Source organism: Arthrobacter sp. SLBN-112, assembly GCF_030944625.1.
Lineage (GTDB): Bacteria > Actinomycetota > Actinomycetes > Actinomycetales > Micrococcaceae > Arthrobacter.
The window spans coordinates 2,838,103-2,864,548 of record NZ_JAUSXY010000001.1; the positions used below are offsets into that span (position 1 = coordinate 2,838,103).

At 66.4% G+C, this 26,446-nt stretch carries 21 protein-coding genes and 1 pseudogene; 17 read left to right on the forward strand and 5 right to left on the reverse strand.

Going from position 1 to position 26,446, the window contains the following annotated elements; genetic code table 11:
- The first annotated feature begins 30 nt into the window (after positions 1-30).
- From ruvA to QF050_RS13370, 6 genes and pseudogenes are all read left to right on the forward strand, one after another.
- A complete protein-coding gene (ruvA, locus tag QF050_RS13345; RefSeq protein WP_308930847.1) occupies positions 31-675 on the forward strand; it encodes a Holliday junction branch migration protein RuvA in 645 nt (214 codons plus the stop codon).
- A complete protein-coding gene (gene ruvB / locus QF050_RS13350) occupies positions 668-1,753 on the forward strand; it encodes a Holliday junction branch migration DNA helicase RuvB (RefSeq protein WP_308930848.1) in 1,086 nt (361 codons plus the stop codon). Before ruvA ends, ruvB begins: the two co-directional genes overlap by 8 nt.
- Positions 1,754-1,963: 210 nt before the next feature.
- Entirely contained in the window at positions 1,964-2,377 is a 414-nt protein-coding gene (gene yajC, locus QF050_RS13355; RefSeq protein ID WP_308930849.1) for a preprotein translocase subunit YajC, read from the forward strand.
- A 100-nt stretch (positions 2,378-2,477) separates the two neighbouring features.
- A pseudogene (gene secD, locus QF050_RS13360) lies at positions 2,478-4,236 on the forward strand (protein translocase subunit SecD).
- On the forward strand, positions 4,236-5,252 hold the full coding sequence (secF, locus tag QF050_RS13365) for a protein translocase subunit SecF (protein WP_308930850.1): 1,017 nt from the start codon (positions 4,236-4,238) through the stop codon (positions 5,250-5,252). Before secD ends, secF begins: the two are co-directional and overlap by 1 nt.
- Before the next feature lie 149 nt (positions 5,253-5,401).
- Positions 5,402-7,792, forward strand: a complete 2,391-nt coding sequence (locus QF050_RS13370) for a bifunctional (p)ppGpp synthetase/guanosine-3',5'-bis(diphosphate) 3'-pyrophosphohydrolase (protein ID WP_308930851.1) — start codon at positions 5,402-5,404, stop codon at positions 7,790-7,792.
- Here the strand turns inward: QF050_RS13370 and QF050_RS13375 are convergent.
- From QF050_RS13375 to QF050_RS13385, 3 genes are all read right to left on the reverse strand, one after another.
- Positions 7,673-8,449 carry a type IV toxin-antitoxin system AbiEi family antitoxin gene (locus tag QF050_RS13375; RefSeq protein WP_308930852.1) on the reverse strand — a complete coding sequence of 259 codons (777 nt, stop codon included), beginning with the start codon at positions 8,447-8,449 and terminating at the stop codon, positions 7,673-7,675. The two genes, QF050_RS13370 and QF050_RS13375, sit on opposite strands and share 120 nt — an antisense overlap.
- A gap of 97 nt (positions 8,450-8,546) precedes the next feature.
- Positions 8,547-10,070: a DUF349 domain-containing protein gene (locus tag QF050_RS13380; protein WP_308930853.1), complete on the reverse strand. Its 1,524-nt coding sequence runs from the start codon at positions 10,068-10,070 to the stop codon at positions 8,547-8,549.
- Between the two features lie 67 nt (positions 10,071-10,137).
- The gene (locus tag QF050_RS13385; protein WP_308930854.1) at positions 10,138-10,956 is read right to left on the reverse strand and encodes a peptidylprolyl isomerase; all 819 of its coding nucleotides are present in this window, start codon (positions 10,954-10,956) and stop codon (positions 10,138-10,140) included.
- Between the two features lie 226 nt (positions 10,957-11,182).
- On the opposite strand from QF050_RS13385, the gene hisS reads away from it, so the two are divergent.
- Entirely contained in the window at positions 11,183-12,553 is a 1,371-nt protein-coding gene (hisS, locus tag QF050_RS13390; RefSeq protein WP_308930855.1) for a histidine--tRNA ligase, read from the forward strand.
- Between the two features lie 8 nt (positions 12,554-12,561).
- On the opposite strand, the gene QF050_RS13395 is transcribed toward hisS, so the two are convergent.
- Positions 12,562-13,815 carry an APC family permease gene (locus QF050_RS13395; protein ID WP_308930856.1) on the reverse strand — a complete coding sequence of 418 codons (1,254 nt, stop codon included), beginning with the start codon at positions 13,813-13,815 and terminating at the stop codon, positions 12,562-12,564.
- A 97-nt stretch (positions 13,816-13,912) separates the two neighbouring features.
- On the opposite strand from QF050_RS13395, the gene aspS reads away from it, so the two are divergent.
- Positions 13,913-15,709 carry an aspartate--tRNA ligase gene (aspS, locus tag QF050_RS13400; RefSeq protein WP_308930857.1) on the forward strand — a complete coding sequence of 599 codons (1,797 nt, stop codon included), beginning with the start codon at positions 13,913-13,915 and terminating at the stop codon, positions 15,707-15,709.
- Positions 15,710-15,855: 146 nt separating this feature from the next.
- Entirely contained in the window at positions 15,856-16,620 is a 765-nt protein-coding gene (locus QF050_RS13405; protein ID WP_308932171.1) for a GNAT family N-acetyltransferase, read from the forward strand.
- Between the two features lie 48 nt (positions 16,621-16,668).
- Here QF050_RS13405 and QF050_RS13410 read toward each other — a convergent pair whose 3' ends face one another.
- Entirely contained in the window at positions 16,669-17,340 is a 672-nt protein-coding gene (locus QF050_RS13410) for an acVLRF1 family peptidyl-tRNA hydrolase (protein ID WP_308930858.1), read from the reverse strand.
- Positions 17,341-17,403: 63 nt separating this feature from the next.
- On the opposite strand from QF050_RS13410, the gene QF050_RS13415 reads away from it, so the two are divergent.
- The 8 genes from QF050_RS13415 to QF050_RS13450 all read left to right on the forward strand — a co-directional run bounded on the left by QF050_RS13415 (position 17,404) and on the right by QF050_RS13450 (position 26,426).
- Positions 17,404-18,837, forward strand: a complete 1,434-nt coding sequence (locus tag QF050_RS13415; RefSeq protein WP_308930859.1) for a replication-associated recombination protein A — start codon at positions 17,404-17,406, stop codon at positions 18,835-18,837.
- 170 nt (positions 18,838-19,007) lie between these two features.
- Positions 19,008-19,634 (forward strand): 30S ribosomal protein S4, encoded by a 627-nt coding sequence (rpsD, locus tag QF050_RS13420; protein WP_043454433.1) that lies wholly within the window; start codon positions 19,008-19,010, stop codon positions 19,632-19,634.
- 145 nt (positions 19,635-19,779) lie between these two features.
- On the forward strand, positions 19,780-20,154 hold the full coding sequence (locus QF050_RS13425; protein ID WP_308930860.1) for a DUF948 domain-containing protein: 375 nt from the start codon (positions 19,780-19,782) through the stop codon (positions 20,152-20,154).
- A 17-nt stretch (positions 20,155-20,171) separates the two neighbouring features.
- Positions 20,172-20,402 (forward strand): hypothetical protein, encoded by a 231-nt coding sequence (locus QF050_RS13430; protein ID WP_308930861.1) that lies wholly within the window; start codon positions 20,172-20,174, stop codon positions 20,400-20,402.
- Between the two features lie 121 nt (positions 20,403-20,523).
- Entirely contained in the window at positions 20,524-23,202 is a 2,679-nt protein-coding gene (gene alaS / locus QF050_RS13435) for an alanine--tRNA ligase (protein ID WP_308930862.1), read from the forward strand.
- A 7-nt stretch (positions 23,203-23,209) separates the two neighbouring features.
- On the forward strand, positions 23,210-23,809 hold the full coding sequence (gene ruvX / locus QF050_RS13440) for a Holliday junction resolvase RuvX (RefSeq protein ID WP_308930863.1): 600 nt from the start codon (positions 23,210-23,212) through the stop codon (positions 23,807-23,809).
- A complete protein-coding gene (gene mltG / locus QF050_RS13445; RefSeq protein WP_308930864.1) occupies positions 23,806-25,569 on the forward strand; it encodes an endolytic transglycosylase MltG in 1,764 nt (587 codons plus the stop codon). Before ruvX ends, mltG begins: the two co-directional genes overlap by 4 nt.
- Complete coding sequence (locus tag QF050_RS13450; RefSeq protein WP_308932172.1) at positions 25,566-26,426, forward strand: shikimate dehydrogenase; 861 nt, start codon at positions 25,566-25,568, stop codon at positions 26,424-26,426. Before mltG ends, QF050_RS13450 begins: the two co-directional genes overlap by 4 nt.
- Positions 26,427-26,446 lie beyond the last annotated feature (20 nt).

Below are 26,446 nucleotides of genomic sequence, written 5' to 3' on the forward strand. Positions count from 1 at the left end.
TGAGGCCGGCGATACAACGGGAGCCCGGCCTTGATCAGTTTCCTCCGCGGAACCGTAGCGCACGTTGGCCTGTCCACGGCCATCATCGACCTCAACGGCGCCGGGATGAGCGTGCACGCCACGCCGCAGACGCTCAGCCGGCTGCACGTGGGCGACCAAGGGCAATTGTTCACCTCCCTGATCGTCCGGGAGGATTCGCTCACGCTTTTCGGCTTTGCCTCCGACGACGAACGTGAAGTTTTCGACGTCCTGCTCAGTGTCAGCGGCGTCGGCCCAAGGCTTGCCCTTGCGGTGCTGGCGGTCCACGAGCCCGAGGCGATCCGGGTTGCCGCGCACACAGGAGACAGCAAGACCTTCACCAAGGTCCCGGGGATCGGTCCGAAGGTGGCGGGCCGGATCGTGCTGGAGCTGGCCGGCAAGCTTGTCCCGCACGGGACCGCCCCCGCTGCCGGTGCCGCCACCCCCGCCGAGGCCGCCTGGAAACCGCAGGTGATCGCCGCGATGACCAGCCTTGGCTGGTCCGAAAAAGATGCTTCGGGCAGCATCGACAAAGCCCTTGCTGACGAGCCGGAGGTCTCCTTCCGCGGCAACGTTCCGGAGATCCTGCGCACCACGCTCCGTTGGCTGGGCCAGGACGGTGCCCGGGCCGGCAACCGCGTAGGCACCCGTGGCTGAACCGTCACTGGTTGCAGCGGGGGAAGAGCCGGAAGAGCGGGCCATCGAGGCGGCGCTGCGGCCCAAGAACCTGGATGACTTCGTTGGCCAGCACCGTGTCCGCAAGCAGCTGTCGCTGGTGCTGCAGGCCTCCCGGATGCGCGGGCGGACGGCGGACCACGTGCTCTTTTCCGGGCCGCCCGGCCTCGGCAAGACCACGCTGGCCATGATCGTTGCCGCGGAGATGAACGCTCCCTTGCGCCTTAGCAGCGGACCTGCCATCCAGCACGCCGGCGACCTCGCCGCCATCCTGTCCTCCCTGTCGGAGGGGGAGGTGTTGTTCCTGGACGAAATCCACCGCATGTCCCGGCCGGCCGAGGAAATGCTGTACATGGCGATGGAAGACTTCCGGGTGGACATCGTGGTGGGCAAGGGCGCCGGCGCCACCGCCATCCCGCTCGAGCTGCCGCCGTTCACCCTGGTGGGTGCCACCACCCGCGCGGGCCTGCTCCCGGGGCCGCTCCGGGACCGGTTCGGCTTTACCGGCCACCTTGAGTTCTATTCCGTTCCGGAGCTTGAGCTGGTCCTGCGCCGCTCTGCCGGCCTGCTGGACTTGAAGGTCAACTCCGCGGGATTCGCCGAAATCGCCGGCCGCTCCCGCGGCACCCCCCGCATCGCCAACCGGCTCCTGCGCCGCGTCCGGGACTGGGCCCTGGTGCACGGCATCGAGCAGATCGACTCACGCGCCGCATCCGCAGCCCTGGACATGTATGAAGTGGACAAGAAGGGACTGGACCGGCTGGACCGGGCCGTCCTCGATGCCCTCATCACCAAGTTTGGCGGCGGCCCGGTGGGCCTGTCTACGCTCGCCATCGCCGTCGGTGAAGAAACCGAAACCGTTGAAACGGTGGCGGAACCCTTCCTGGTCCGCGAGGGGCTGCTGGGACGGACCCCGCGCGGCCGGATCGCCATGGCACCCGCGTGGACGCACCTGGGTTACGCCATCCCGCCGGGGGTCTTCGCGCAGGAACAGCTGGACCTTTTCGATTCCGGGGAAGAAGCCGCAAACGCCGGGGAATGGGCCCCGGAAGGCCAATAGCAGGCTCCCTTCAGCTTTTCCCTTTAGACTGGTATGACGCCCGGCACGTTCGGTGCTTTGTTTCGCCGGTGGCCCTGACGCCTCCGTCGCTTGGGGAAGGTAACGTCAGGCTTTGCCTGCGTCTACATCCCGCCCCGGCCGAAGCGAGGCCGACGTCGCTGGAAAACCGGCAACACCCATGCAAAAGAACGGAATTCCCCCTTGGATCCAATGTCAATTCTCCTGTTCGTCATGCTCGGCGTTTTCATCTTCATGATGTTCCGCCGCAACAAGAAGACGCAGCAGCAGCAGGCACAGCTCCAGTCGAAATTTGCCCCGGGCGTGGAGGTCATGACCAGCTTTGGCCTTTTCGGCCGGATCGTGGACATCGACGAAGCAGAGAACAAGGTCACCCTTGAACTGTCCCCCGGAAACCTTGCCACCGTGCACCGGCAGGCAGTCACCAAGGTGGTCGAGCCTGCTGCCGAACCAGACGTTGCGTCACCTGCCGTGCCGGACGATGCTTCCTCGCTGACCACTCCCGGTTCGCTCACCACTCCCGAGACGGGCAGCTCAGTGACGGGCGCCGAGTCTCCTGAGGAAACCCTGAAGCGCCTCAACGATGAGGGCAAGAAGGACAGCTAGGCCCGCTGGCTCCTTTCCTCCCTCAACCGCTGCGGATTACCGCCGGCGCAGGCGACAGCCCGCACCGGCGGTTCTTCCGCGAATAAGAGAAAGATCGACAATGGCACGAACTGGCCGCAAGAAACCAGGGCTTCGCGTCCTGGTCTGGCTTGGTGTAGTCCTGGCAGCGCTGACCGCCGTCCTGGCCGGCGGCACCATCGCCGGACAAGCCAGCTGGTCGCCCAAACTGGCCCTGGACCTTGAAGGCGGCACCCAGATGATCCTGGCGCCGAAGGTTGAGGGGGGTTCGGACATCAACGAACAGCAACTCAACCAAGCCGTGGCGATCATCCGCCAGCGCGTGGACGGCGCCGGCGTTTCCGAAGCGGAAATCAGCACCCAGTCCGGCCGCAACGTGGTGGTCAGCCTCCCCGGTACACCGTCAGCCGAAACCCGGAACCTGATCCAGGCATCCGCTGACATGAACTTCCGCCCCGTCCTCCTCAACGGTGACGGTGCAGCAGTGCCGCCGGAGTCACAAACCCCTGATGACCAGTTGCCCAAGCCGACGGCTGCCCCGGCCAACAGCAGCGACACCAACTGGATCACGCCCGAGATCTACAAGCAGTTCGAGGCACTGGACTGCAACAGTCCCGCAGCCGAAAAATCACAGCGCTCCGATCCCACCAAGCCATTGGTAACCTGCGAAGCCGCCACCGCGAAAACCCCTGCCATCAAGTACATTCTGGGCCCGGTAGAGGTCAAGGGCACCAACATCGTCACCTCGTCCTTCCAGCTGCAGCAGGGCGCGCAGGGTGCGGTCACCAATGACTGGGCCGTCAACATCCAGTTCGACGCCGAAGGCACGGCCAAGTTCAAGGACGTCACCGAGCGCCTGAACCAGTTCTACGTGGCAGCGGGCGGCGAATCGGGCACCGATCCAAAGTCCCAGTTCGCCATTGTGCTGGACGATCAGGTCATTTCCGCCCCGCGTTCCCTGGCTGTGATCACCGACGGGCGCCCGCAGATCACGGGTGGCTTCACCCAGGAGACTGCCAAGGCGTTGTCGGACCAGCTGCGCTTCGGTGCCCCTGCCCATCAGCTTCGACATCCAGAGCGAGCAGCAGATTTCGGCCACGCTCGGTGGCGAACAGCTGCGCATGGGCCTGCTGGCTGGCATGATCGGCCTCCTCCTCGTGGTGATCTACTCGCTGTTCCAGTACCGTGCGTTGGGTTTCGTCACCATCGCGTCGCTGGTGGTGGCCGGAACGCTGACCTATCTGGCCATCGCGATCCTGGGCTGGACGGAGAACTACCGGCTGTCCCTGGCAGGCGTCGCGGGCCTCATTGTGGCCATCGGCCAGACGGCAGACTCGTTCATCGTCTACTTTGAGCGCATCCGTGACGAACTGCGCGAGGGCCGTGGCCTGGTGTCGGCTGTCGAAAACGGCTGGAAGCGCGCCAAGCGCACCGTCCTGGCGTCCAAGGCGGTCAACCTCCTGGCCGCACTCGTCCTGTATTTCGTGGCCGTGGGCAACGTCCGCGGGTTCGCGTTCACCCTGGGCCTGACGGCCATCGCCGACCTCATCGTGGTGTTCATGTTCACGCACCCCACCCTGCAGCTGCTGGCGCGCACCAAGTTCTTCGGTGAGGGCCATAAGTTCTCCGGCCTGGACCCGCAACGGCTCGGGGCGGTGCCGCTGTACCGCGGCGCCGGCCGAATCCGGACCCCCGAGGACCAGCCCGCGGCAGTGCGCGGCAAGAACGCCGGTGCCGCGGCCGAGGCTGAGCGCCGCATGACCATCGCCGAACGGCGCCTGGCGGAGAAGCAGGAACAGCTCGCAGGCTCGTCGAAGACCTCCGCGAAGGAGAACAAGTAATGTCAGGCTTCGCCAGTTTTGGTAATGAGCTCTACACCGGAAAGCGATCCTACGACTTCGTGGGCGCCAAGAAGATCTGGTTCCTCATCGCTGCCGTGGCAGTGGCGTTGTCCATCCTCATTCCGGTGGCCAAGGGCGGCTTCAACCTCGGCATCGAGTTCCGCGGCGGTTCAGAATTCACTGTCTCCAATGTGAAGACGACCGACGCCACCGTCGGCGAGCATGCCGTCACTGATGTTGTGGCCGGCAGCGTCCCCCGGGTGGCCAACGTTGCAGGCAACACCATGCGCATCCAGACCGACAAGCTGACCGACGACGAAACCCTCAAGATCAAGCAAGGCCTGACCACCGCCTACGGCGTCACCGACAACGAGGTGACATCGACGTTCGTCGGTCCCACCTGGGGTGCTGACGTGACCAAGCAGGCGCTGATCGGCCTGGCGGTGTTCGTGCTCCTCGCGGCCTTGCTGATGGCCCTGTACTTCCGCACGTGGAAGATGTCGCTCTCGGCTCTCGCCGGCATGGGGGTGACGATGTTCATCACCGCCGGGGTCTACGCCCTCAGCGACTTCGAGGTCACGCCGTCGGCCATCATCGGCTTCCTCACGGTCCTCAGCTACTCGCTGTACGACACCGTGGTGGTCTTCGACAAAATCCGGGAAAACACCTCCGGCATTGATGCCTCCACCCGCCGGACCTTCGGCGAGGAGGTCAACCTCGCCGTCAACCAAACCTTGGTCCGGTCCATCAACACCATGATGGTGGCCATCCTCCCTGTCGGGGCCATCCTCTTCATCGGTGCCGGACTCCTGGGTGCGGGCACCCTGCGCGACCTGTCCCTGGCGTTGTTCGTCGGAATCCTCATCGGCACGGCCGCCACTATCTTCGTGGCCGCTCCGATGTATGCATGGCTCCGCCAGGGTGAACCGGACCTGGTCAAGCAGGCCAGGCGCGTCGAGCAACGCCGTGCCGGAGCAGCCGAACGGGCCGTTCCCGCCTCGCCGGCCAAGGCCTGATCCACCGCCGACGGCAGCCCTCACTCCGCGCCACGGCCGGGCAACGCAGACTCTGCGTTGCCCGGTCTTCGCGTATGCGGGGCCGGTTATAAAAGTCGATGCCTTGGGGAATAGACTGGGGTAATTAAACGGTGGTGAGGGGTGCTTCATTGGAAGAACGTTCGGCGTCGGCGCCAACGGCAGAGGAAGACAAGAATCCTGCCGGTGTACAGGCCGGTATGGCATCCTCGGCGCGCCCCGGATCGTTGGTTCCCGTGGACAATTCAGGCGCACGTGCCACGTTTCCCGGCCGCCGGGAGCGCACCCGGTCCCGGCTTGCCCGCCTGACCGGACGGGGAACGGCCACCTACTCGCCCATCCTCGAGCCGTTGCTGCGGACTGTCCGGGCCAACAATCCCAAAGAGGACTTCGACCTCATCCAGCGCGCGTTCGACGTCGCCGAGCGCAGCCACCGCGGGCAAAAACGCAAGAGCGGGGACCCGTACATCACCCATCCGGTGGCCGTCGCCACCATCCTGGCCGAACTCGGGCTCAGCGGCACCACCCTCGCGGCCGCCCTGCTGCACGACACAGTCGAGGACACCCCCTACACCCTGGCGGACCTGAAGCGGGACTTCGGCCCGGAAGTGGCCATGCTGGTGGACGGCGTGACCAAACTGGACAAGGTCAGCTTCGGTGAGGCAGCGCAGTCCGAGACGGTCCGCAAAATGGTCGTCGCCATGGCCAAGGACATCCGGGTCTTGATGATCAAGCTGGCGGACCGGCTGCACAATGCCCGCACCTGGCGGTTCGTGTCAGCGGAATCATCGGCCCGCAAAGCCCGGGAGACGCTGGAGATTTTCGCTCCTTTGGCCCATCGCCTGGGCATGAACACCATCAAATGGGAGCTGGAGGACCTGTCCTTCGCGGCGCTCTATCCCAAGGTGTACGAAGAGATTGTCCGCATGGTGGGGGATCGGACCCCGGAGCGGGAAAAGAGCCTGGGCGTCATTCGCGACCAGATCACCGAGGACCTGCGTGCCGCCCGCATCAAAGCCACCATCACAGGCCGGCCCAAGCATTACTATTCGATCTACCAAAAGATGATCGTCCGCGACAAGGACTTTGACGACATCAATGACCTCATGGGTGTCCGCGTCCTGGTGGACTCCGTCCGGGACTGCTATGCCGCCCTGGGCACCATGCACTCGCGCTGGAACCCGTTGCCCGGCAGGTTCAAGGACTACATCGCGATGCCCAAGTTCAACATGTACCAGTCCCTGCACACCACGGTGATCGGTCCCGGCGGGAAGCCGGTGGAGATCCAGATCCGTACGCACGAGATGCACCGCCGGGCCGAATACGGCGTGGCGGCGCACTGGAAGTACAAGGACCAGCCCAACCGCACTGCCGTTGGGCCCGGAAGCCCCCGCGACGGCGACATGGGCTGGTTGCGCTCCCTGGTGGACTGGCAGCAGGAGACGTCCGATCCCGGAGAGTTCCTGGACTCGCTCCGCTTTGAAATCAACGCACGCGAAGTGTTCGTCTTCACCCCCAAGGGCGAGGTCATGGCGCTGCCGGCGGGATCGACGCCGGTTGACTTCGCCTATGCCGTGCACACCGAGGTGGGGCACCGCACCATTGGGGCCAGGGTCAACGGGAAGCTGGTCCCGCTCAACAGTGAGCTGAACCACGGCGACTGGGTGGAGATCTTCACCTCGAAGGCTGAGGGCGCCGGCCCAAGCCAGGACTGGCAGCACTTCGTCAAGAGTGCGAGGGCCCGGAACAAGATCCGCCAGTGGTTCAGCAAGGAACGCCGTGAAGAGGCGATCGACCGCGGCAAGGAACTGCTGACCCGTGCCATGCGGAAGCAGAACCTTCCGCTGCAGCGGCTGATGACGCACGAGGCCCTGGCCGCCGTCGCCGAGGACTTCAAGTACACGGACATTTCCGGCCTCTACGCTGGCGTGGGTGACGGGCACACCTCGGCCCAGTCGGTCATGGAGAAGCTCATCGAGAGCCTGGGCGGCAACGAAAGCGCCGATGATGACGTCGAAGAGGTCAGCATCCCCACCCAGGTCACCAAGGCCCGCTTCTCCGATTCGGGCGTCGTGGTCCGCGGCGTGGGGGACGTCTGGGTAAAGCTGGCCCGCTGCTGCACCCCCGTGCCCCCGGATCCCATCCTTGGCTTCGTGACCAGGGGTTCGGGCGTTTCAGTGCACCGTACCGACTGCACGAACATCTCGGACCTCAAGGACCAGCCGGACCGGATCGTGGACGTTGACTGGGCACCCACCCAGTCAAGCGTCTTCCTGGTGGAAATCCAGGTGGAAGCCCTTGACCGGAAATCCCTGCTCTCGGATGTCACGCGTGTCCTGTCGGAGAACCACGTCAACATCCTGGCGGCAAGCGTCCACACGTCCACGGACCGGGTGGCCATCTCAAAGTTCGCTTTCGAAATGGGCGACCCCAAGTACCTCAGCCACGTCCTGAGCGCCGTCCGACGGATCGACGGGGTCTTCGACGTCTACCGCACCACCGGCAACAAGCGCCGGAGCTAGCATCGCCAGCTTTTCCAGTGCCGCCCGCTTGTGGGGAACCCGGGGAGTCGCCTCGATGGCACGCACCAGCAGCCGAAGCCTCACGTCCTGCTGCGGCCTGGCCAGCAACGCGGTGAGGGCGGGCACGGCGCGTTCCGTTTCGACGTGCAAGGCAATATCCAGCGCTGTCCGCAGGGGACTGGAGACCATCAGCCCGCCCAGGCTGATGACATCGAGCGGACCGAGCTTTACTTCGTGCAGGGTGCAGCCGCGCGTGTTCCGCAGGCTGGATACCCTCCGCTTCGTATCCACCAATAACGCCAGGCGGTCAGGTTCCGCCGCGCAGCCGTAGATCCAGGCTGCGGTCAACCGCCCCGCAACGACGCGTTGCCGGACAGAAGTGGGAACCACCGCAGCCGCTGCCCGTGCCCGCAGCTGGGGCGAGGCGGGTATCCCAGGCAGGGTGTAGCCGTGTTGGTGGAACCGGGCCAACAGCCCGTCTGCGGCAAGGGATTGCAGTTCGGGGCCGGCGAAGGGCACCCCTGGCGCATACAACTCCGGAAACCGGGGCGGTGAGGCCGCGGCCCAGGCGCCTTGAACCTGCCCGCCTGTCGCGGAAGGGGCAGCCAAGGCAAACCTGCCTTGCCCGGGGGCGGAAGAAGCTGGTGCTGTGGCCATTCCCCCATCCTGCCCGGATGACCGTTAACAGGCACAGGCCCGGTCCGGATTATGTGGATAACCGGGACCGGGCCTGTGCCTCAGTCAGGACGGGGTGTCAGGACAGCTCGCTGGCCGACCGCTGGATCTGGTCCAGCCACGCCTGGCGGGCTTCGAGCGCTTCCTGTGCGGCCTTGATCTTGCGCTGGTCGCCGCTCTTCTCCGCCTTCACGAGGTCCTCCTGGAGGCCCGCAATGGCAGATTCCAGCTGGGACAGCGCGCTGTTGGTGCGGGCCTTGCGCTCCGGGTCGGACCGCTGCCACTGCTCGTCTTCGGCGTGGCGGACAGCATCTTCCACCTTCCGCAGGCCGGCCTCGATCCGGCCCATGTCTGCCCGGGGAACCTTGCCGGCCTCTTCCCAGCGGTCACGGACGGACTGCAATGCCTTCTTTGCGGCTGCGAGGTCGTTCACCGGGAGAATCGCGTTGGCCTCGGCCAGCAGCTCCTCCTTGACGGCGAGGTTGGCCGTGTATTCCTGGTCGATCTCGTCGTTCGCAGCCTGGCGGGACGTGAAGAAGACGTCCTGGGCGGCGCGGAACCTGGCCCAGAGCGCGTCATCATCCTTGCGGCTGGCCCGCGGCGACGCCTTCCATTGGTCCATCAACCGGCGGTACTCGCCGGCGGCGAAGCCCCAGTCCGTTGACGTGGACAAGGCCTCGGCCTCGGCGATCAGCTTTTCCTTGGCGGCCTTTGCCGCGGAGTTGTTGCTGTCCAGCTGGGAGAAGTATGCCCGGCGGTGGCGGTCAAAAACGGTGCGGGCAGCCCTGAACCGCTTCCACAGCGCATCCTCGTTGCTGCGGCCCAGGCGCACACCGCTCTTCTGCGCGACTTTCCAGTTCTCGAACAGCTCGTTCATCCGGGCGCTGGAGGTTTTCCACTGGGTCTGCGCGGGATCCTGGCCGGAAATCTCCTCGGCTTCGGCCACAATGGCTTCCCGGGCGGCGAGCTCAGCGGCGCGGACGGCGTCGTGCTCGGCCTTTTCGGCTTTTTCCAGTTCCGAGATCTGGCCGGCAAGCTTTTCCAGCCTGGCCTCGGCGGCGCGGAGGTCACCCACCATGTTCCGCTCGGCGAGCTGTTCATGCAGGTGCGTCACCGTCTTCTGCATGTCAGTGCTGGGAGCCTTGGAGCTGACGCGCTGTTCCAAGAGGACGATCTGGGCCACGACGTCGTCGTACTTCCGCGCGAAGTAGATCAGCGCTTCCTCACCGCTGACGCCGGGGTACTGCCCAACCGGGTGTTCACCGCCGTCGATGGTCAGGTAAACGTGGCCGTCCCCTTCCACCCTGCCCCACTTGGAGGCCTCGGCGACGGACGTGCCGGGCGCGGCAGGTACGGGTGCAGCGGCAGGGGCGGCGGCGGCAGGCTTCGGACGCGACGCGAACGCGGCAGGAGACGGTGCGGAAGGCCGGGGAACTGGAGCCGGTGCCGGGGCCGCGTCAGGAGCTTCCGCAGGAGTGGATTCTTCCGGGGCCGTGGCTGCCTGGGCGTTGTCTGCCTCGGTGCCGGCGCCTTCGCTGGTGTCCGAGGCCGCCGCCACGGTCAGGTCTGTTGCTGTTTCGTCGGATTTCTGACTGTCTGTCACCGCTAAAAGTCTTTCGCTTGGAGGGAAATACTCACGTACTGCACCGGGGCCGCTGCGGCCCGGCGTCCTACTTCAGAGAAAATGAGTCTATCGTGACTGGTTGAATCGGTGCGCCGTCTGTGTCGCTGGCCCCCGGTGTAATGCCTGCGGCGGCGATCTTGGACACCGCATCCAGCCCGGACGTCACCTTGCCCACCACCGTATAGCCTCCGGCCGAATCCGGGTTGATCACGGTGTCCTTGTACACAATGAAGAACTGGGTTCCGTTGCCGTAGGCGTTGTTCCCGGTGCGGGCCACGGCGATGGTCCCGGCGGGATAGGTGTTGTCGGTAGGGGTGTTTTCCAAGGGGCCCCAGGTGTAGTTCGGGTCACCCTGGCCGTCGCCATTGGCGGAGCCGCACTGCAGAACACCGAACTGGTCCGCTGTGGTCAAGCGGTGGCAGGTCTTGCCGTTGAAGAAGCCTTGATCACTGAGTGACTTGAACACTGCGGCTGCCTGTGGCGCCTTGGTGCCGTCCACTTCGACACCGAGGGGGCTGCCGTTCAGCGAGAGCTCACCGGAGAACGTCTTGCCGGCGGCCGTATCCGCAGCTGGAATGTTCGCGCCGTTGGAGGCCTGCGGAGACGGGGTGGCTGAGGCGCTTGCGGACGCTGACGGTTCGGTCAGGCCGGCTTGGGCTGCAGCGTATTCGTCTTCGGTGGGATTCCCGGCGAAGGCGGTGAGTTGGAGCACGACGGCGAGCACGACGGCGGTGGCTCCCGCGCCGGCGGCCACGATGTTGTCGCGTTTGCGCCGCTTGTCCTGGCTGCGCCGCAGCTCGCGCTTGGCCTCCATTTGCTGGATGCGCCGTTTTGTTTCGCGGGCACTGCGTGAACTGGCCGCCAAGGGTCCTCCTCGTCGTCGGGCTGCTGGTGCCCGGCGGATGGCCGCAGGGCGCAGGTGCGGCCGGCCTCAGCGCCGGTCCGCTGCATTAGAGATGCACACGGATGACGCATAAACTGGCTGCCGCACATAGTTTATGCATGGCTGGCTGTGCTGCCGCCGAACGTCGCCTTGGAGCGGCGCGCGGGCAGCCCCCGGCGCACCTTTCACCGTAAGGAGAACTTTCCCCATGGCACGCACCGCCTCCCTGTCCGGATTCCCCGAGTGGCTTCCCGAGGAGCGGCTGGTGGAGCTGCATGTGCTCGATACCCTGCGCCGGGTCTTTGAACTGCACGGGTTCGCCTCGATCGAGACCCGCGCGGTGGAAACGGTGGGCCAGCTGTTGCGCAAGGGCGAGATCGACAAGGAAGTGTACGGACTCAGCAGGCTGCAGGAGGACGACAGCGACAACCCCGTCAAGGGCGGCAAGGCTGATCCCCACGCGCTTGCACTGCATTTTGACCTGACAGTTCCGTTTGCCCGGTACGTCGTGGAAAACGCCGGCTACCTTGCATTCCCGTTCCGCCGGTACCAGATCCAGAAGGTGTGGCGCGGCGAGCGGCCCCAGGAAGGCCGGGCCCGCGAGTTCACCCAGGCAGACATCGACGTTGTGGGAGACGGCGAGCTGCCGTTCCGCTACGACGTGGAGATTGCCCTGGTCATCGCCGAGGCCCTCAGCGCGCTTCCCATCCCGGACTTCCGGCTCCGGATCAACAACCGCAAGCTGGCTGAAGGCTTCTACCGGGGGATCGGGCTCGATGACACGGCCGGCGTGCTCCGCAGCATCGACAAGCTCGAAAAAATCGGTCCCGCCAAGGTGGCCGAGCTGCTGAAGACAGAGCTCGGTGCCTCTGACGAGCAGGCGGCCAAGGCCCTGCAGCTGGCAGCCATCCGTACGGAAGACACCTCCTTCGTGGCTAAGGTGCATGCCCTGGGAGTCAGCGATGACCTCCTGGACGAGGGCCTGGACGAACTGGAGCAGGTGATCGACGCTGCCGTGCAGCGGGCCCCCGGAAAGGTCCTGGCGGACCTGAGCATCGCCCGCGGCCTGGACTATTACACCGGCACCGTCGTGGAGACCGTCCTGGTGGGCCATGAACAGCTGGGATCCATCTGCTCCGGCGGCCGTTACGACGCCCTTGCATCAAAGGGCAACCGAAAGTTCCCGGGAGTGGGCCTGTCCATCGGTGTCACCCGCCTGGTGTCCCGGATCCTCAGCCAGGACCTGGCCAAGGCCTCCCGTTCCGTGCCCACGGCCGTGCTGGTGGCCCTGAGCCATGACGACAGCTGGGGCGCCGCACAGGACGTTGCTGCCTTGCTTCGAAGCAGGGGCATTCCCACCGAAGTTGCGGCGAAGGCGGAGAAATTCGGCAAGCAGATCAAGTTCGCTGACCGGCGGGGAATCCCGTTCGTATGGTTCACGGACGACGACGGCACCCACCAGGTCAAGGACATCCGGACCGGCGCGCAAGTGGTGGCCGCCCCGGAGACCTGGGTGCCGCCGGTGGAGGACCTCACCGTCCAGGTCAACACCACAACGGCTGCGACAGCGTCCGTCTAGCGCCCGCGTTACCGGCCGGGCTGGTGCTGCCGGAACCGCAGCACCAGCCAGCGCCCGGCCACCCCCGCTGCGAGCACCGCTGCCATGGTCAGCACCGGCGCCGGCGGCAGCGTGAAGGCCAGGACCACGCACCCCAGGAAGCCGGCCGCGTTCAGCCAGCGCGGGGCGTAGCCGGGGTGCGCGTCAAGAGTGTAGGCGGAGGCGTTCGCAACTGCGTAATAAACCAGCACCCCGAAGCTTGAGAAGCCCACCACGGTCATCACGTCCGTGGTCAACAGGAGCAGGACCACGACGGCGGCCACGGCCAGTTCGGCGACGAACGGAACGGTGTGGGTGCCGCCCACCTTGCCCAGGGGACCGGGAAGGTCACGTTCCCGCGCCATGGCGAGCGTTGTTCGCCCTACTCCCGTAATCAGCGCGAGCAGGGCGCCCAGGCACGCGGCGGCGGCACCGGCCTGCACCAGCGGTGCGCCCGCCGCCAGCTGCGACCCCAGAACCGCGTCCAGCAGGGGAGTCCTGGCAGTAGCGAGCCGGCTCCCCAGATGGGCCTGCAGGAGCAAAGCGAGCAGCAGGTAGATGGCGAAAGCGGCTGCCAGGGCGGCAAGGATAGCCCGCGGAATGGACCGGGTGGGGTCTTTGACTTCTTCCCCCAGTGTGGCGATCCGCGCGTAGCCGGCGAAGGCGAAGAACATCAGCCCGGCTGCTGGGAGGACCCCGGCCGGCCCGCCGGAACCTGCACCGGACAGGATCGCGGCAGGATGTGGGCCGAGCGCCGCGGCCACGGCGACGAACACCAGGATCGCCACCACGAAGCACAGCAGGATCCGCGTGAGCAGGGCAGTGCGGGTGATGCCGAGAAGGTTGACGCCGGTCAGGGCAACCACAGCGCCAACCGCCACCGGGGCAGCGTAGTCCGGTGCAACGTAACTGCCGAAGGTCAGGGCCATTGCCGCGCAAGACGCCGTTTTGCCGGTGACGAACCCCCAGCCGGCCACGAAGCCCGGCCACTCGCCCAGTTGTTTCCGGCCATAAACATAGGTTCCGCCGCTGGTGGGGTACTTCGCGGCGAGTGCCGCAGAGGCTACCGCATTGCAGTACGCCACGACGCCGGCAATGACCACGGACAGGACCAGCAGGTTCCCGGCCAGGGCCGCGGCCGGGGCGAATACCACGAACACGCCGGCGCCCAGCATGGAGCCAAGGCCAATAGCGGTGGCATCGAAGGTGCCGAGCCTGCGTTGAAGTTGCTGAGGTTGGCCCATGAGGCGGCAGTACCTTTCCAGCGGGTAAACTCGGACGGGATCGTTCCAGGAACGATCATATTGAACTTCCCACTGTTTTCCCGCAGAAAGGCGTGCTGTGCTGCGCACACATGACCTCGGATCCCTTCGTTCCGAGCACATTGGACAAACCGTAACCCTGGCCGGCTGGGTGGGCCGCCGTCGTGATCACGGTGGTGTGGCCTTCGTTGACTTGCGCGATGCTTCCGGTGTCTCGCAGGTGGTGGTGCGTGAAGAAGAGGTCTTCCATGGCCTGCGCAACGAATACGTCCTGCAGGTCAAGGGCACTGTTTCCCGGCGCCCCGAGGGCAACGAGAACCCGGCCCTGGCCACGGGTGAGATCGAGGTCATTGCTGAGGACGTCACCATCCTCAACACCTCCGACCCGCTGCCCTTCCAGATTGACGAGCATGTCGAGGTGGGCGAGGAAGCGCGCCTCAAGCACCGCTACCTCGACCTTCGCCGTCCGGGCCCCAGCAGGAACCTGCGCCTCCGCTCCGAGGCCAACCGGGTGGCCCGCGAACTGCTCCACGATGAGGGCTTCGTGGAAATCGAGACTCCCACGCTGACCCGCTCCACGCCGGAAGGTGCCCGCGACTTCCTGGTTCCGGCACGCCTGGCACCGGGTTCCTGGTATGCGCTCCCGCAGTCGCCGCAGCTGTTCAAGCAGTTGCTGCAGGTGGGCGGCTTTGAGAAGTATTACCAGATCGCCCGCTGCTACCGGGACGAGGACTTCCGTGCGGACCGGCAGCCGGAATTCACGCAGCTGGACATCGAGGCCAGCTTCGTCGACCAGGACGACATCATCCGGCTGGGTGAAAACATCGTCAAGGCGGTGTGGCAGCTCATCGGAGTCGATATTCCCACGCCGATCCAGCGCATCACGTACGCAGACGCCATGGCGCGCTATGGTTCCGACAAGCCGGACCTTCGCTTCGGGCAGGAACTGACGGAGCTCACCGAGTTCTTCAAAGACACCAACTTCGGCGTCTTCAAGGCACCCTATGTTGGTGCCGTCGTCATGCCTGGGGGCGCCTCGCAGGCACGCCGGGCCCTTGATGCCTGGCAGGAATGGGCCAAGCAGCGCGGCGCCAAGGGTCTTGCCTACGTCCTGTACAAGGAAGACGGCGCGCTCGCCGGACCGGTCGCAAAGAACCTCACCGAGATCGAGCGTGCGGGACTGGCCGACGCGGTTGGCGCCAAGCCCGGCGACTGCATCTTCTTCGCGGCCGGTGAGAAGACGCCATCCCGCGCCCTGCTGGGCGCTGCACGCGTGGAAATCGGCCACCGTACCGGCCTGATCGACCCCACCGCGTGGGCTTTCTGCTGGGTTGTGGACGCTCCCATGTTCGAGCCTGCTGCCGCCGCCATCGCCTCAGGTGACGTAGCGGTTGGTGGCGGCAAGTGGACCGCCGTCCACCACGCCTTCACTTCGCCGAAGCCCGAGTTCCTGGACACCTTTGACAAAGACCCGGAGTCGGCGCTGTCCTACGCTTACGACATCGTGTGCAACGGCAACGAAATCGGCGGCGGCTCCATCCGTATCCACCAGCGCGACGTGCAGGAGCGGGTCTTTGAACTCATGGGCCTGGACAAGGAAGACGCGCAGACCAAGTTCGGCTTCCTGCTGGAGGGCTTCAAGTACGGCGCACCTCCGCACGGCGGCATCGCCTTCGGCTGGGACCGCGTCGTTTCGCTGCTCGCCGGTGTGGAATCCATCCGCGACGTCATCGCCTTCCCGAAGTCCGGCGGCGGCCACGACCCGCTCACGGAGGCACCGGCACCCATCACGCCGCAGCAGCGCAAAGAAGCCGGCGTGGACTTCAAGCCGGAGGCCAAAAAGCCGGAAGAGAAGAAGCCCGAAGAGAAGAAGTAGCACGCGGAACGCTGCGCAGGCAGCGGCCGTTGGGAGGTTCTCCGGAAACCCGGGGAACCTCCCGCCTTTAACGAAGGAGCCATCCGTTGTCCACACCCGGCAATACCGAAACCCCGCACGGTGAACGGCTGGACCTCGAATCTGCCATGGACGCTGCGTGGCCGGCCCTTGAACGGCATGAAGCCGGCACCTGGGTGCTCCGGGCGGCGCACGGCGTCACGCAGCGGGCCAACTCCATCTGGCCGCGTGCCGCGTCCGCCGGCCAACCTGACGGCGACCTCGCCCGTCTGCTCGCCGACGCCAGGGCCTGGTACCGCCGCCGCCGGCTGCCGGTGATCTTCCAGCTCTTCGACAATCCCGCGATGGCAGCGCTCAACGACTTGCTCGACGCCGAGCGCTTCACCCGGCAGTCCGAGACCGTGGTCATGACGCGCAGCGCTACCGCAGGCGGTGCCCCTTGGGCCGGCCGGGCAAACCATGCAATTGAACTGTCACCGATGCCGTCCGAGGACTGGCTGCGGGTCTGGTGGGAGGTCGACGGCCGCGGAGGCGAGGACGCCCTCGCCACGGCCCGGGCAATCCTCGAAGGGTGCCCGTCGGTGTACGCGTTGGCGCGGGACAACGCCGGCCGTGCCGCCGCCGTCGGGCGCCTTGCCCTTCCGGCCGGCAGCCCCCTCGGCGGCGTTTACGGCATGGCCACACGCCCTGACGCGCGCCGCCATGGGTACGCGGCAGCCATTCTCCGGGCCCTGCTGCACGTCGGTGGGGAACGGGGCGTGACGGACTTCTGGCTGCTTGTTACGGCGCCGAACCATGGGGCCCAGGCGCTGTATTCCAGAGCCGGCTTCGCCGTGTCCGGCCGCTATCTGTACCGTCAGGAACCGCCCCGTCGGTCGCTGACCGGCTGCTGAAGGCGCCCCGCCTCCCGTGGTTGAGCCTGTCGAAACTTGCCGGCCAGGTCAACCACCTGCGGGATCGGTCACCGTGACCCTTACCGAGCACGCGTCCGCCGCGGCCTTCTTCAGGACGGCGGCCCTGGGCTCCGGTACGTCGAGATAAGCAAGCCGGGGCAGCTGGACATACGGGCGCAGGGGCGGTTGCTGCAGGACAAGGTCCGCAAGGGCCCTGTCGCCGCCCGGCACCACGTACTCGAACGCTGCACCACCGAACACGCCAGCCGCCTGTTCCGCAACGGCGGACACCAGGGCATCGGCCTGGTTGGAACGCCGCCGGGCGAAGCGCTGCTGTGACTGGCCCCCTGCTGCGGTGCGGGACTGGACGTACCTGGTGCCGGCCTTCGACGCCAGAAGCATGCCCTCGCTGGCCACCCCGATGCCGTAGCCGCCCCGCCGCACCAGCAGCAGTCCCAGCCGGCGCGGCTGGGACGCCAGGGCGGCCAGGCGCTCCACGGGGTCCGTACCGCGTCCGGGACGGCCGTCCGCGGGCCACGGCGCCTGCAGGAGCGCAGTTGTGCCATCGGCGGCCACCAGCCGGAGCCCGTCGTCGTCATCCTGCAACCGGTAACCACCGTGGGAGGACCCGAACCGCTCCACCCAGCCTGCCAGCCGGGCGCCGGGCACGAACGCCGTCCGGACGGACGGCGGGCCGCCGGCGGAAACAGGGGCGGGCATAGGCGATCCTTCGCTGTCGGGAGCCGGGGAAAAGCAGGAGTGGACTGGAAGTAGCCTATCTATGTGGATGATCTCTTCGGGCACGGCCCAGAAAACGACGACGACGACGGTCCCGTCGCCGGGGCAGGCAGCGGTCCCGGGGGACAGGGGTCGCCGCGGAGCCCGCTGGCGGTGCGCATGCGGCCGCGCAGCGTGGACGAAGTTGTGGGCCAGCAGCACCTGCTCGGCCAGGGCTCACCATTGCGGCAGTTGGCTGCGGGCGCGGACGCCGCAGGTCCGGCGGGGCCGAGCTCGCTGATCCTCTGGGGACCTCCGGGCACCGGAAAAACCACCCTGGCGCATGTCATCGCCCGCGGACCCGGACGAAAATTCGTTGAACTGTCCGCGATCACGGCCGGCGTCAAGGATGTCCGCCGCGTCATGGACGACGCCCTGACGGCCCGCGACCTCTACAAGACCACCACCGTGCTCTTCCTGGACGAGATCCACCGGTTCAACAAAGCCCAGCAGGACGCGCTGCTGCCAGGGGTCGAAAACCGCTGGGTGGTCCTGGTGGCTGCCACCACGGAGAACCCTTCCTTTTCCGTGGTGTCGCCGCTGCTGTCCCGGTCCCTGCTCCTGACGCTCAAGCCGCTCACAGAGGCGGATATCGAGGGCCTCCTGGTGCGGGCCGTGGAAGACCCCCGCGGGCTCGGCGGCAAGGTCCGGCTCAGCGACGAGGCGCTCGACCATCTGGTCCGGCTCTCCGGCGGCGACGCCCGCCGGGCGTTGACGGCGCTGGAAGCAGCGGCGGGGGTCGCCTTCGGTGACGCGGACGACGTCGAACGTTCCGTCGCGGAGGACAGCGGCACTCCCGAACCGGTCACCGTGGAGTTGCGCCACACCGAGCGCGCCCTGGATGCTGCCGCCGTCCGGTATGACCGGGCCGGTGACCAGCACTACGACGTCGCCAGCGCCTTCATCAAGTCCATCAGGGGATCCGATGTGGACGCCGCCCTGCATTACCTCGCGCGGATGCTCGAAGCGGGTGAGGACCCCCGCTTCGTGGCCCGGCGGATCGTCATTTCCGCAGCAGAGGACGTGGGCATGGCGGATCCCACCGCGCTCCAGACCGCTGTGGCCGCAGCCCAGGCGGTGCAGCTCATCGGGATGCCCGAGGGGCGGATCATCCTCGCCGAGGCAGTGGTCCACCTGGCCACCGCGCCAAAGTCCAACGCCGCCTACATGGGCATCAACAAGGCCATCGCCGACGTCAGGGCCGGGCTGGGCGTCGGGATCCCCGCGCACCTGCGGGATGCGCACTACCCGGGGTCAAAGCAACTGGGCCATGGCGTTGGCTACAAGTACGCCCACGACGCTCCACACGGGGTGGCGAGCCAGCAGTACCCGCCGGACGACCTGGTGGGGCGGGACTACTACCAGCCGACTAACAACGGCGCCGAACGGGACATCGCAGTACGGCTTGAGCGGCTGCGGAAGATTGTCCGGGGCACCTGACGGCATGGTAAGCTGAATCTTCGTCTGGCAAGGCACGGACGCACTTTGCCCTTGAATTTCCTTCGAGTAGGTTATGCCCTGTGCCCAGTAGCAAAAGGCAGCGGTTGGCCGATGCTCTCCATCGTGGAGGCCAGTAACACTGACACACCGCAGATATTGGAAGGACACAAGTGGCTAACAACACTCGTGCTCGCCGTCAGGCCCGCCTCTCGCGGTCCCTCGGCATCGCTCTGACCCCCAAGGCCGCCAAGTACATGGAGCGCCGCCCGTACGGCCCCGGTGAGCATGGCCGTGCCCGCAAGAAGCAGGACTCCGACTACGCCGTTCGCCTGCGCGAAAAGCAGCGCCTGCGCGCCCAGTACGGCATCCGCGAAGCACAGATGACCCGTGCCTTCGAGGAAGCCCGCCGCACCAAGGGCCTGACCGGTGAAAACCTCATCGAACTGCTCGAAATGCGCCTTGACGCCCTGGTCCTGCGTGCAGGCTTCGCCCGCACCATCGCCCAGGCCCGCCAGCTCGTTGTGCACCGCCACATCATGGTTGACGGCATCCGCGTTGACCGTCCGTCGTTCCGCGTCGGCGAGGGCCAGCTGGTCCACGTCCACAGCCGCAGCGAGACCATGGTTCCGCTCCAGGTTGCCGCAGCCGGTGCCCACCGCGACGTCCTGCCTGCCGTTCCGGCCTACCTTGACGTCAAGCTGGAAGCCCTGCAGGCCCGCCTGGTCCGCCGCCCCAAGCGTTCCGAAATCCCGGTGACCTGCGAAGAGCAGCTCGTCGTCGAATTCTACGCACGCTAAATCCCAGCAGCGTATCCAAAGAAGCCCGTGGCAAGCGCCACGGGCTTCTTTGTATGTAAGGTACTTGGGGGACATCTGCGCAACGGGCCTTCCGGGCCCGGCCTGGATGGAACCCGACCACGGAATTTCGAGGAGATGAACGTCTATGTCTGGTGGCGATATTGCCGGCCTGATCGCTGCTGGGGTGTTCGCGCTCCTGGTACTGCTGCTCGCAGTACCCATCCTGAAGCTGGGGAGTGTCTTCGACGAGGTGCGCACTGCCATCAAGTCCATCAGCGACGGCGCCACGCCCCTGATGGATGAGGTCACCGCCACCGTTTCGACCACCAACCAGCAGCTGAAGAAAGTGGATGGCATCTCGTCCAACGTCTCGGATGCGTCTGCCAACATTGCCGCCCTGTCCTCGCTGGTAGCCGCCACGGTGGGTTCGCCCCTGATCAAGGTGGCCGCGTTCAGCTACGGTGTGCGCAGCGCCTTCGCCAACCGCACGAAGCCCGCAGCCGGCCGCCGCAGCCGCTAGATTCGAAAAGAACCAACATGAAAAGAATTGTTTGGATGGGAATTGGCGTGGCCATCGGCGTCATCGCGTTCCGCAAAGTTACCGAAGCCCGGTCCAACCTTGGGCAGGAGGGCCTTAACCGTGCCGTTGGGCGGCTGGCGGACGGGGTGTACGACTTCGCCGACGCCGTCCGCGCCGGGATGCGGGAGCGTGAGACCGACCTCCGCGCCGCACTGGGCGTCGACTCCGCCGAACTGGTGCGCCGCTGAGCCGCACGGCAAGCAAGGCAGCCAACGAAAACCGGCAGGAACCGACCCCGGAACCCGCCACCTGAACTAACTTTCCGCGCCCGGCAGGAGCCGCGGACCACGAAGGGTAAGAAAACAGCTCATGAAGTCGCAGGAGATCACAAAGCGCTGGGTGGACTTTTTTGTCAGCAAGGGCCACACGGCGGTTCCCTCCGCATCGCTGGTCTCCAGCGACCCCTCGCTGCTGTTCACGGTGGCCGGCATGGTCCCGTTCATTCCCTACCTCACCGCCCGTGAGGAACCGCCCTACTCCCGTGCCACCAGCGTGCAGAAGTGCATCCGCACCGGTGACATCGAAGAGGTGGGCAAGACCGCCCGGCACGGCACGTTCTTCCAGATGTGCGGCAACTTCTCCTTCGGCGACTACTTCAAGGAAGACGCCATCAAGTTCGCCTGGGACCTGCTCACCACCAGCGTTGACGACGGCGGCTACGGCCTCGCGCCCGAACGGCTGTGGGTGACCGTCTACGAAGAGGACGACGAGGCCGAGGAACTGTGGCTCAAGAACACCGGTGTCCCTGCTGAACGCATCCAGCGCATGGGCAAGTCGGACAATTACTGGTCCACCGGCCAGCCCGGGCCGGCCGGGCCCTGCTCCGAGATCTACTACGACCGCGGACCGGCCTATGGCGTCGAAGGCGGCCCGCTGGCTGACGAGACCCGCTACATCGAGATCTGGAACCTCGTGTTCATGCAGTACCAGATCGAAAACGTGCGCTCCAAGGTGGACTTCGACATTGTGGGTGAGCTGCCCAAGAAGAACATCGACACTGGCCTGGGCATGGAACGCCTCGCCATGATCCTGCAGGGCGTCGAGAACATGTACGAGACCGACCAGGTCCGGCCGGTCATCGACAAGGCCGCGGAACTCTCCGGCAGGGAATACACCTCCGCTGAGACTCCTGAGGACCCCCACCACACGGACGACGTCCGCATGCGCGTTGTGGCCGACCACATCCGCTCGGCCCTGATGCTGATCTCCGACGGCGTCACCCCGTCCAACGAAGGCCGCGGCTACGTCCTTCGCCGCCTGATCCGGCGTGCCGTCCGTTCCATGCGCCTGCTGGGCGTCGAACAGGCCTGCCTGCCGGAGCTGCTGCCGGCTTCGCGGGACGCCATGAAGGGCGTTTACCCCGTGGTGGAAACCGACTTCGCACGGATCAGCCGCATCGCCTATGCCGAGGAGAAGGCGTTCCTGCGCACCATTGCGTCCGGCACTGCGCGGCTTGAGGACGCGGTGAAGGAATCCAAGGCTGCCAACAAGCCGTTGTCCGGCGAGGATGCCTTTACCCTGCATGACACCTACGGCTTCCCCATTGACCTCACGCTCGAAATGGCCGAGGAGGCGGGCCTGAAGGTTGACGAGGCCGCCTTCCGCAGCCTGATGCAGGAACAGCGCCAGCGCGCGCAGGCAGATGCCAAGGGCAAGAAGGGCGGCCACGCCGACGTCACCGTCTTCCAGGAGCTCCTGGGCCAGGGTGAGACGGTCTTCACCGGCTACTCCGAGCTCGAGGGCGAGTCGCGTGTCCGCGGCCTCCTGAGCGCCGGCCGCAAGGTCCAGCAGGCTGCCACCGGCGACGAAATCGAACTCGTGCTCGCTGAAACCCCGTTCTACGCCGAGGCCGGTGGCCAGGCTGCCGACACCGGCCTCATCACCGGCGACGGGTTCGTCGTCGAGGTCCTGGACGTGCAGCGCCCCATCAAGGGCCTGAGCGTGCACAAGGCGGTTGTCCGCGAAGGCGAGATCGGCGCAGACTCGCTTGTGCGCGCCGCCGTCGACCGTGAACGCCGGCACGCAGCAGAGCAGGCCCACACGGGCACGCACATCGTGCACGCCGCCCTGCACCAGATCCTCGGGCCGGAGGCCACCCAGCGCGGCTCCTTCAACAAAGCCGGCTACCTGCGCTTCGACTTTGCCTGGGGCGAAGGCCTGAGCACCGCCACGCGTTCGGAAATCGAAGAGGTGTCCAACCTGGCCATCCGCAACAACTACGCGGTGGAAACGAAGATCATGGGACTGGCCGAGGCCAAGGCAATGGGTGCCATGGCCCTCTTCGGCGAGAACTACGGCAGCGAAGTGCGCGTCGTGGAAATCGACGGCGCATGGTCACGCGAGCTCTGCGGCGGCACCCACGTCGCCAATACCTCGCTGATCGGCAGCCTGTCCCTGCTGGGCGAACAGTCCGTCGGTTCAGGGAACAGGCGCGTGGAAGCCTTCGTTGGCATGGAGGCTTTCCGCCACCTTGCCGCCGAGCGCGCCCTGGTGACCGAACTGACCGACCTGCTGAAGGTCCCCTCCGGCCAGCTCGCCGACAGGATCTCCGCCACCTTGGCCAAGCTGAAGGCCACGGAGAAGGAACTGGACCGGCTCCGCAAGGAACAGCTGGCCGCCTCAGCCGCGCAGCTGGTCAACACCGCCAAGGACGCCGGGGGAGTGAAGGTACTGGCCCACGACGCCGGCACCGTCAGCGGAGCTGACGACCTCCGGGGCCTGGCACTGGACCTTCGCAACAGGCTCGGTTCGGCGGCCGCCGCCGTGGCCGTCGCAGGTGTCGCGAACGACCGTCCGCTGATCCTGGTGGCCACTAACGAGGCAGCCCGGGAAGCCGGCGTCAAAGCCGGTGCGCTGGTCCGCGTTGCCGCCGGCGTGCTCGGCGGCGGCGGTGGCGGCAAGGACGACGTCGCCCAAGGCGGAGGGACCGACGCCGGAAAGGTTGGCGCCGCGCTGGCCGCCGTCGTCGACGCCATCTCCGCGCGCTAATCCAGCCATGACCAATCCTGCAGCTGCCGGCGGCTACCCCCAGGGCGTCAAACTGGGGGTGGACGTGGGCACCGTCCGGGTAGGGGTGGCCATCTGTGACCGCGATGCGATCCTGGCCACTCCGTATAAGACCCTCGACCGGAACGCCAAGAAGAACTCCGACGTGCGGGTCATCGCCAAACTGGCGGAGGAACTGGGAGCCGTCCAGGTTTTCGTGGGCCTGCCCCGGACCATGAAAGGCGAGGAACACGCCTCCGCCAGGATGGCCACCGACTACGCACTGCTCCTGGTCACGGAGCTTTCCGGCCGCGGTTTGACGGTCCCGGTGAACCTCGTGGACGAGCGGCTGAGCAGTGTCACGGCGCACCGGAACCTGCACGAAGCTGGCATGAGCAGCAGGAACCACCGTAAAGTAGTTGATCAGGTCGCGGCGGCGGGTATCCTTCAGCACGCCATCGACATGCAGAAAGCCAGGGGAGCGGATGTCGGCTCACGCGTGACAGCGCCATCCCCGTCCGTGGACCTGGGGGCCGGTGAGGTGGACCAACCAGTCCACGCCCTCCCCGCAGACACGGCCCGATCTTCAGATAATGGAAGGCAACAGTGAGCCCTGCCAACATTGACGACACTTCCGGCCCGCAGGACACCGGGGCCGCGAGGCCGTTGACCCGCAAGGAACTGCGCGCACGCGAGAAGAGCCTCAATACCGGCGGCCACGCCGTCCCCGAGCAGGCTTATGAGACGGGCGAGGTCCCGCCGCCCCCCGTCACGCCGCCGGCAGCCGGTAGCTCCGCCGCCGAACCAGCCTTCGCTCCGCTGCCTGACGCCGGTGACGTGCCGGCCGCCCCGGAAGTGCCGCCGTCCATTCAGGATGTGCAGCCGGCCGGTGATTCCCACCCCGGCCACACCTGGGGCAACGAGCCTTCCGCCCGCACGCACCACGACGACGTTGCGCACCATGGGGAGGCGCATGTTTACCAGGACGTCGCGAACCACGAGGACGTGCAGCACGACGACGACGTGGCCCATTTTGAGGACGCGGAGCACCGTGAGGTTGCGCACGCCTACGCGGACACGGCGCATCACCAGAACATGCAGCACCACGACGACGTGGCCCACCACACGGACCACGCTCTTCTCCTCGACGCCCACCATGACACCGACGGGCACCATTACGGGGAGATTCCCGACGACCATGCATACGGCGACGCCGGCCACCACGACGATATGCATCCCGACGCCGCCCACCCGGACGCCATCCACGAGCTGCTTCCTGCCTCCTCGGCAGCCCAGGTAGTGCCGCGGCCCTCGAAAAAGGTCCGGCGCCGTCGCAGGTTGCTGGCCCTCTTCCTGACACTGGCTGTCTTCGTGACGGCCGTGGCGGTGGGAGCCCAGTTCCTCAAGCCCCTCCTCGGCAGCGGCAAGCCATCGGACTTCCCCGGACCGGGGACCGGCGAGGTCCACGTGACCGTGCAAAGCGGCGAGGGCACCCGCTCCGTTGCCACCGACCTTGAGAACCAGCGGGTCGTTGCCAACGCCGATACCTTCATGCAGGCGTTCCACGCATCCGGCGCAACCCTGTCTCCGGGCGACTACGTCTTCAAGGCCGAAATGAAGAACGCCGACGCCGTCGACGTCCTTGCCGGCAAAGACAAGTCCAAGGTCATCTACTTCGCCCTCAGCGCCGGCCTGCGGATCAGTGACTCGCTGCAGGCGATTTCCGAGGGTTCGGGGGTTTCCGTGCAGCAGCTGCAGGCACTGAGCAACCAACCTGCCCAGTTTGGATTGCCGGCGAACGCGAAGAACCTCGAAGGATACCTGGCCCCGGGCGAATACCGTTTCCCGCTGGGTACCCAGGCCAAGGACATCCTCCAGTCCCTGGTGAAAGCCACCACCGATGAACTGGTGTCGCAGGGAATCACAGACCCCGCCAAGCAATACGAGGCCGTCATTGTGGCCAGTATTGTCCAGGCCGAGGGCGGCCAGGCCGATTACGGGAACGTGGCGGGCGCGATCTACAACCGCCTTAAGCCGAACGACCAGACCGGCGGCTTCCTCCAGGTCGACTCGGCGGTGACCTACGGCCTGGGCACCAAGAGCTTGAACTTCACCGATGAACAGCGCAAGGACAAGTCCAACCCGTACAACACCTACGCCAACCCCGGGCTCCCGCCAGGCCCCATCGGCTCTCCCGGCAAGACTGCCATCGACGCAGCCGCAAAGCCCAAGTCCAATGACTACCTGTACTGGGTGACCGTCAACCTGGACACCAACGAAACGAAGTTCGCGAAAACGCTGGCCGAACACAACGCCAACGTGGAGCAGTACAACGCGTGGTGCAAAGCCAACGCGGGCCGCTGCACATGAGCCTGCGGGCTGCCGTCCTGGGCCACCCGATCAGCCATTCAAAGTCTCCCGCGCTGCACCTTTCGGCGTATGAGCTGCTGGGTGCGGCCATCAGCTACACGGCCATCGACGTCACCGAGCAGCTGCTGCCGTCCTTCATGCGCCAGATCCGGAACCAGCCCGGCTGGCGCGGGCTCTCCGTGACCATGCCGCTGAAGACCGCAATGCTCGATGAGGTGGACGAAGTACGGGGAGTGGCGCAGACCCTCGGCGTCGTCAATACCGTGACCTTCGAGGAGTCCGGCAACGGGGTGAAGACTGTCGGTTCCAACACCGACGTCGCAGGGATCGTCAACGCCCTTTGCCACGCCGGGACCGCTGCGGCACCGTCCGCTGTCATCCTGGGCGGCGGTGGCACCGCGGCGTCGGCCGTTGCTGCCCTGAAGGAACTTGGCACCGCCACAGTTCAGGTCTTCGTCCGTGATTCTTCGCGGACGGCGGACGTCCGCGCCGCTGCCGACAGCCTGGGCGTCGCGCTGGAGGTCCGTCCGCTCGCTGCCGCTGCGCGCCCGACGTCGGAGGCCGACGTCGTCATCTCCACCCTGCCGCCGCGCGCGGCCGACGGGCTCGCAGCGGAAATCGCCGCCTTGAAGACACCGACGCCGGGTGTACTCCTGGACGTCGCGTACGATCCCTGGCCCAGCCTGGTGGCCTCTGTATGGCAGGCCGGCGGCGGCCGCGTGGTGCCCGGCCTGGAGATGCTGCTGTACCAGGCCGTGGAGCAGGTGCGACTCTTCACCCGGCGCGGGGAAGACGTTAACGCAGCTGTCATAGATGTGATGTGTGACGCAGTCGGCCTCGCCCGACGGGCGTTGTGACCGCCCTACGTGGCAGGATG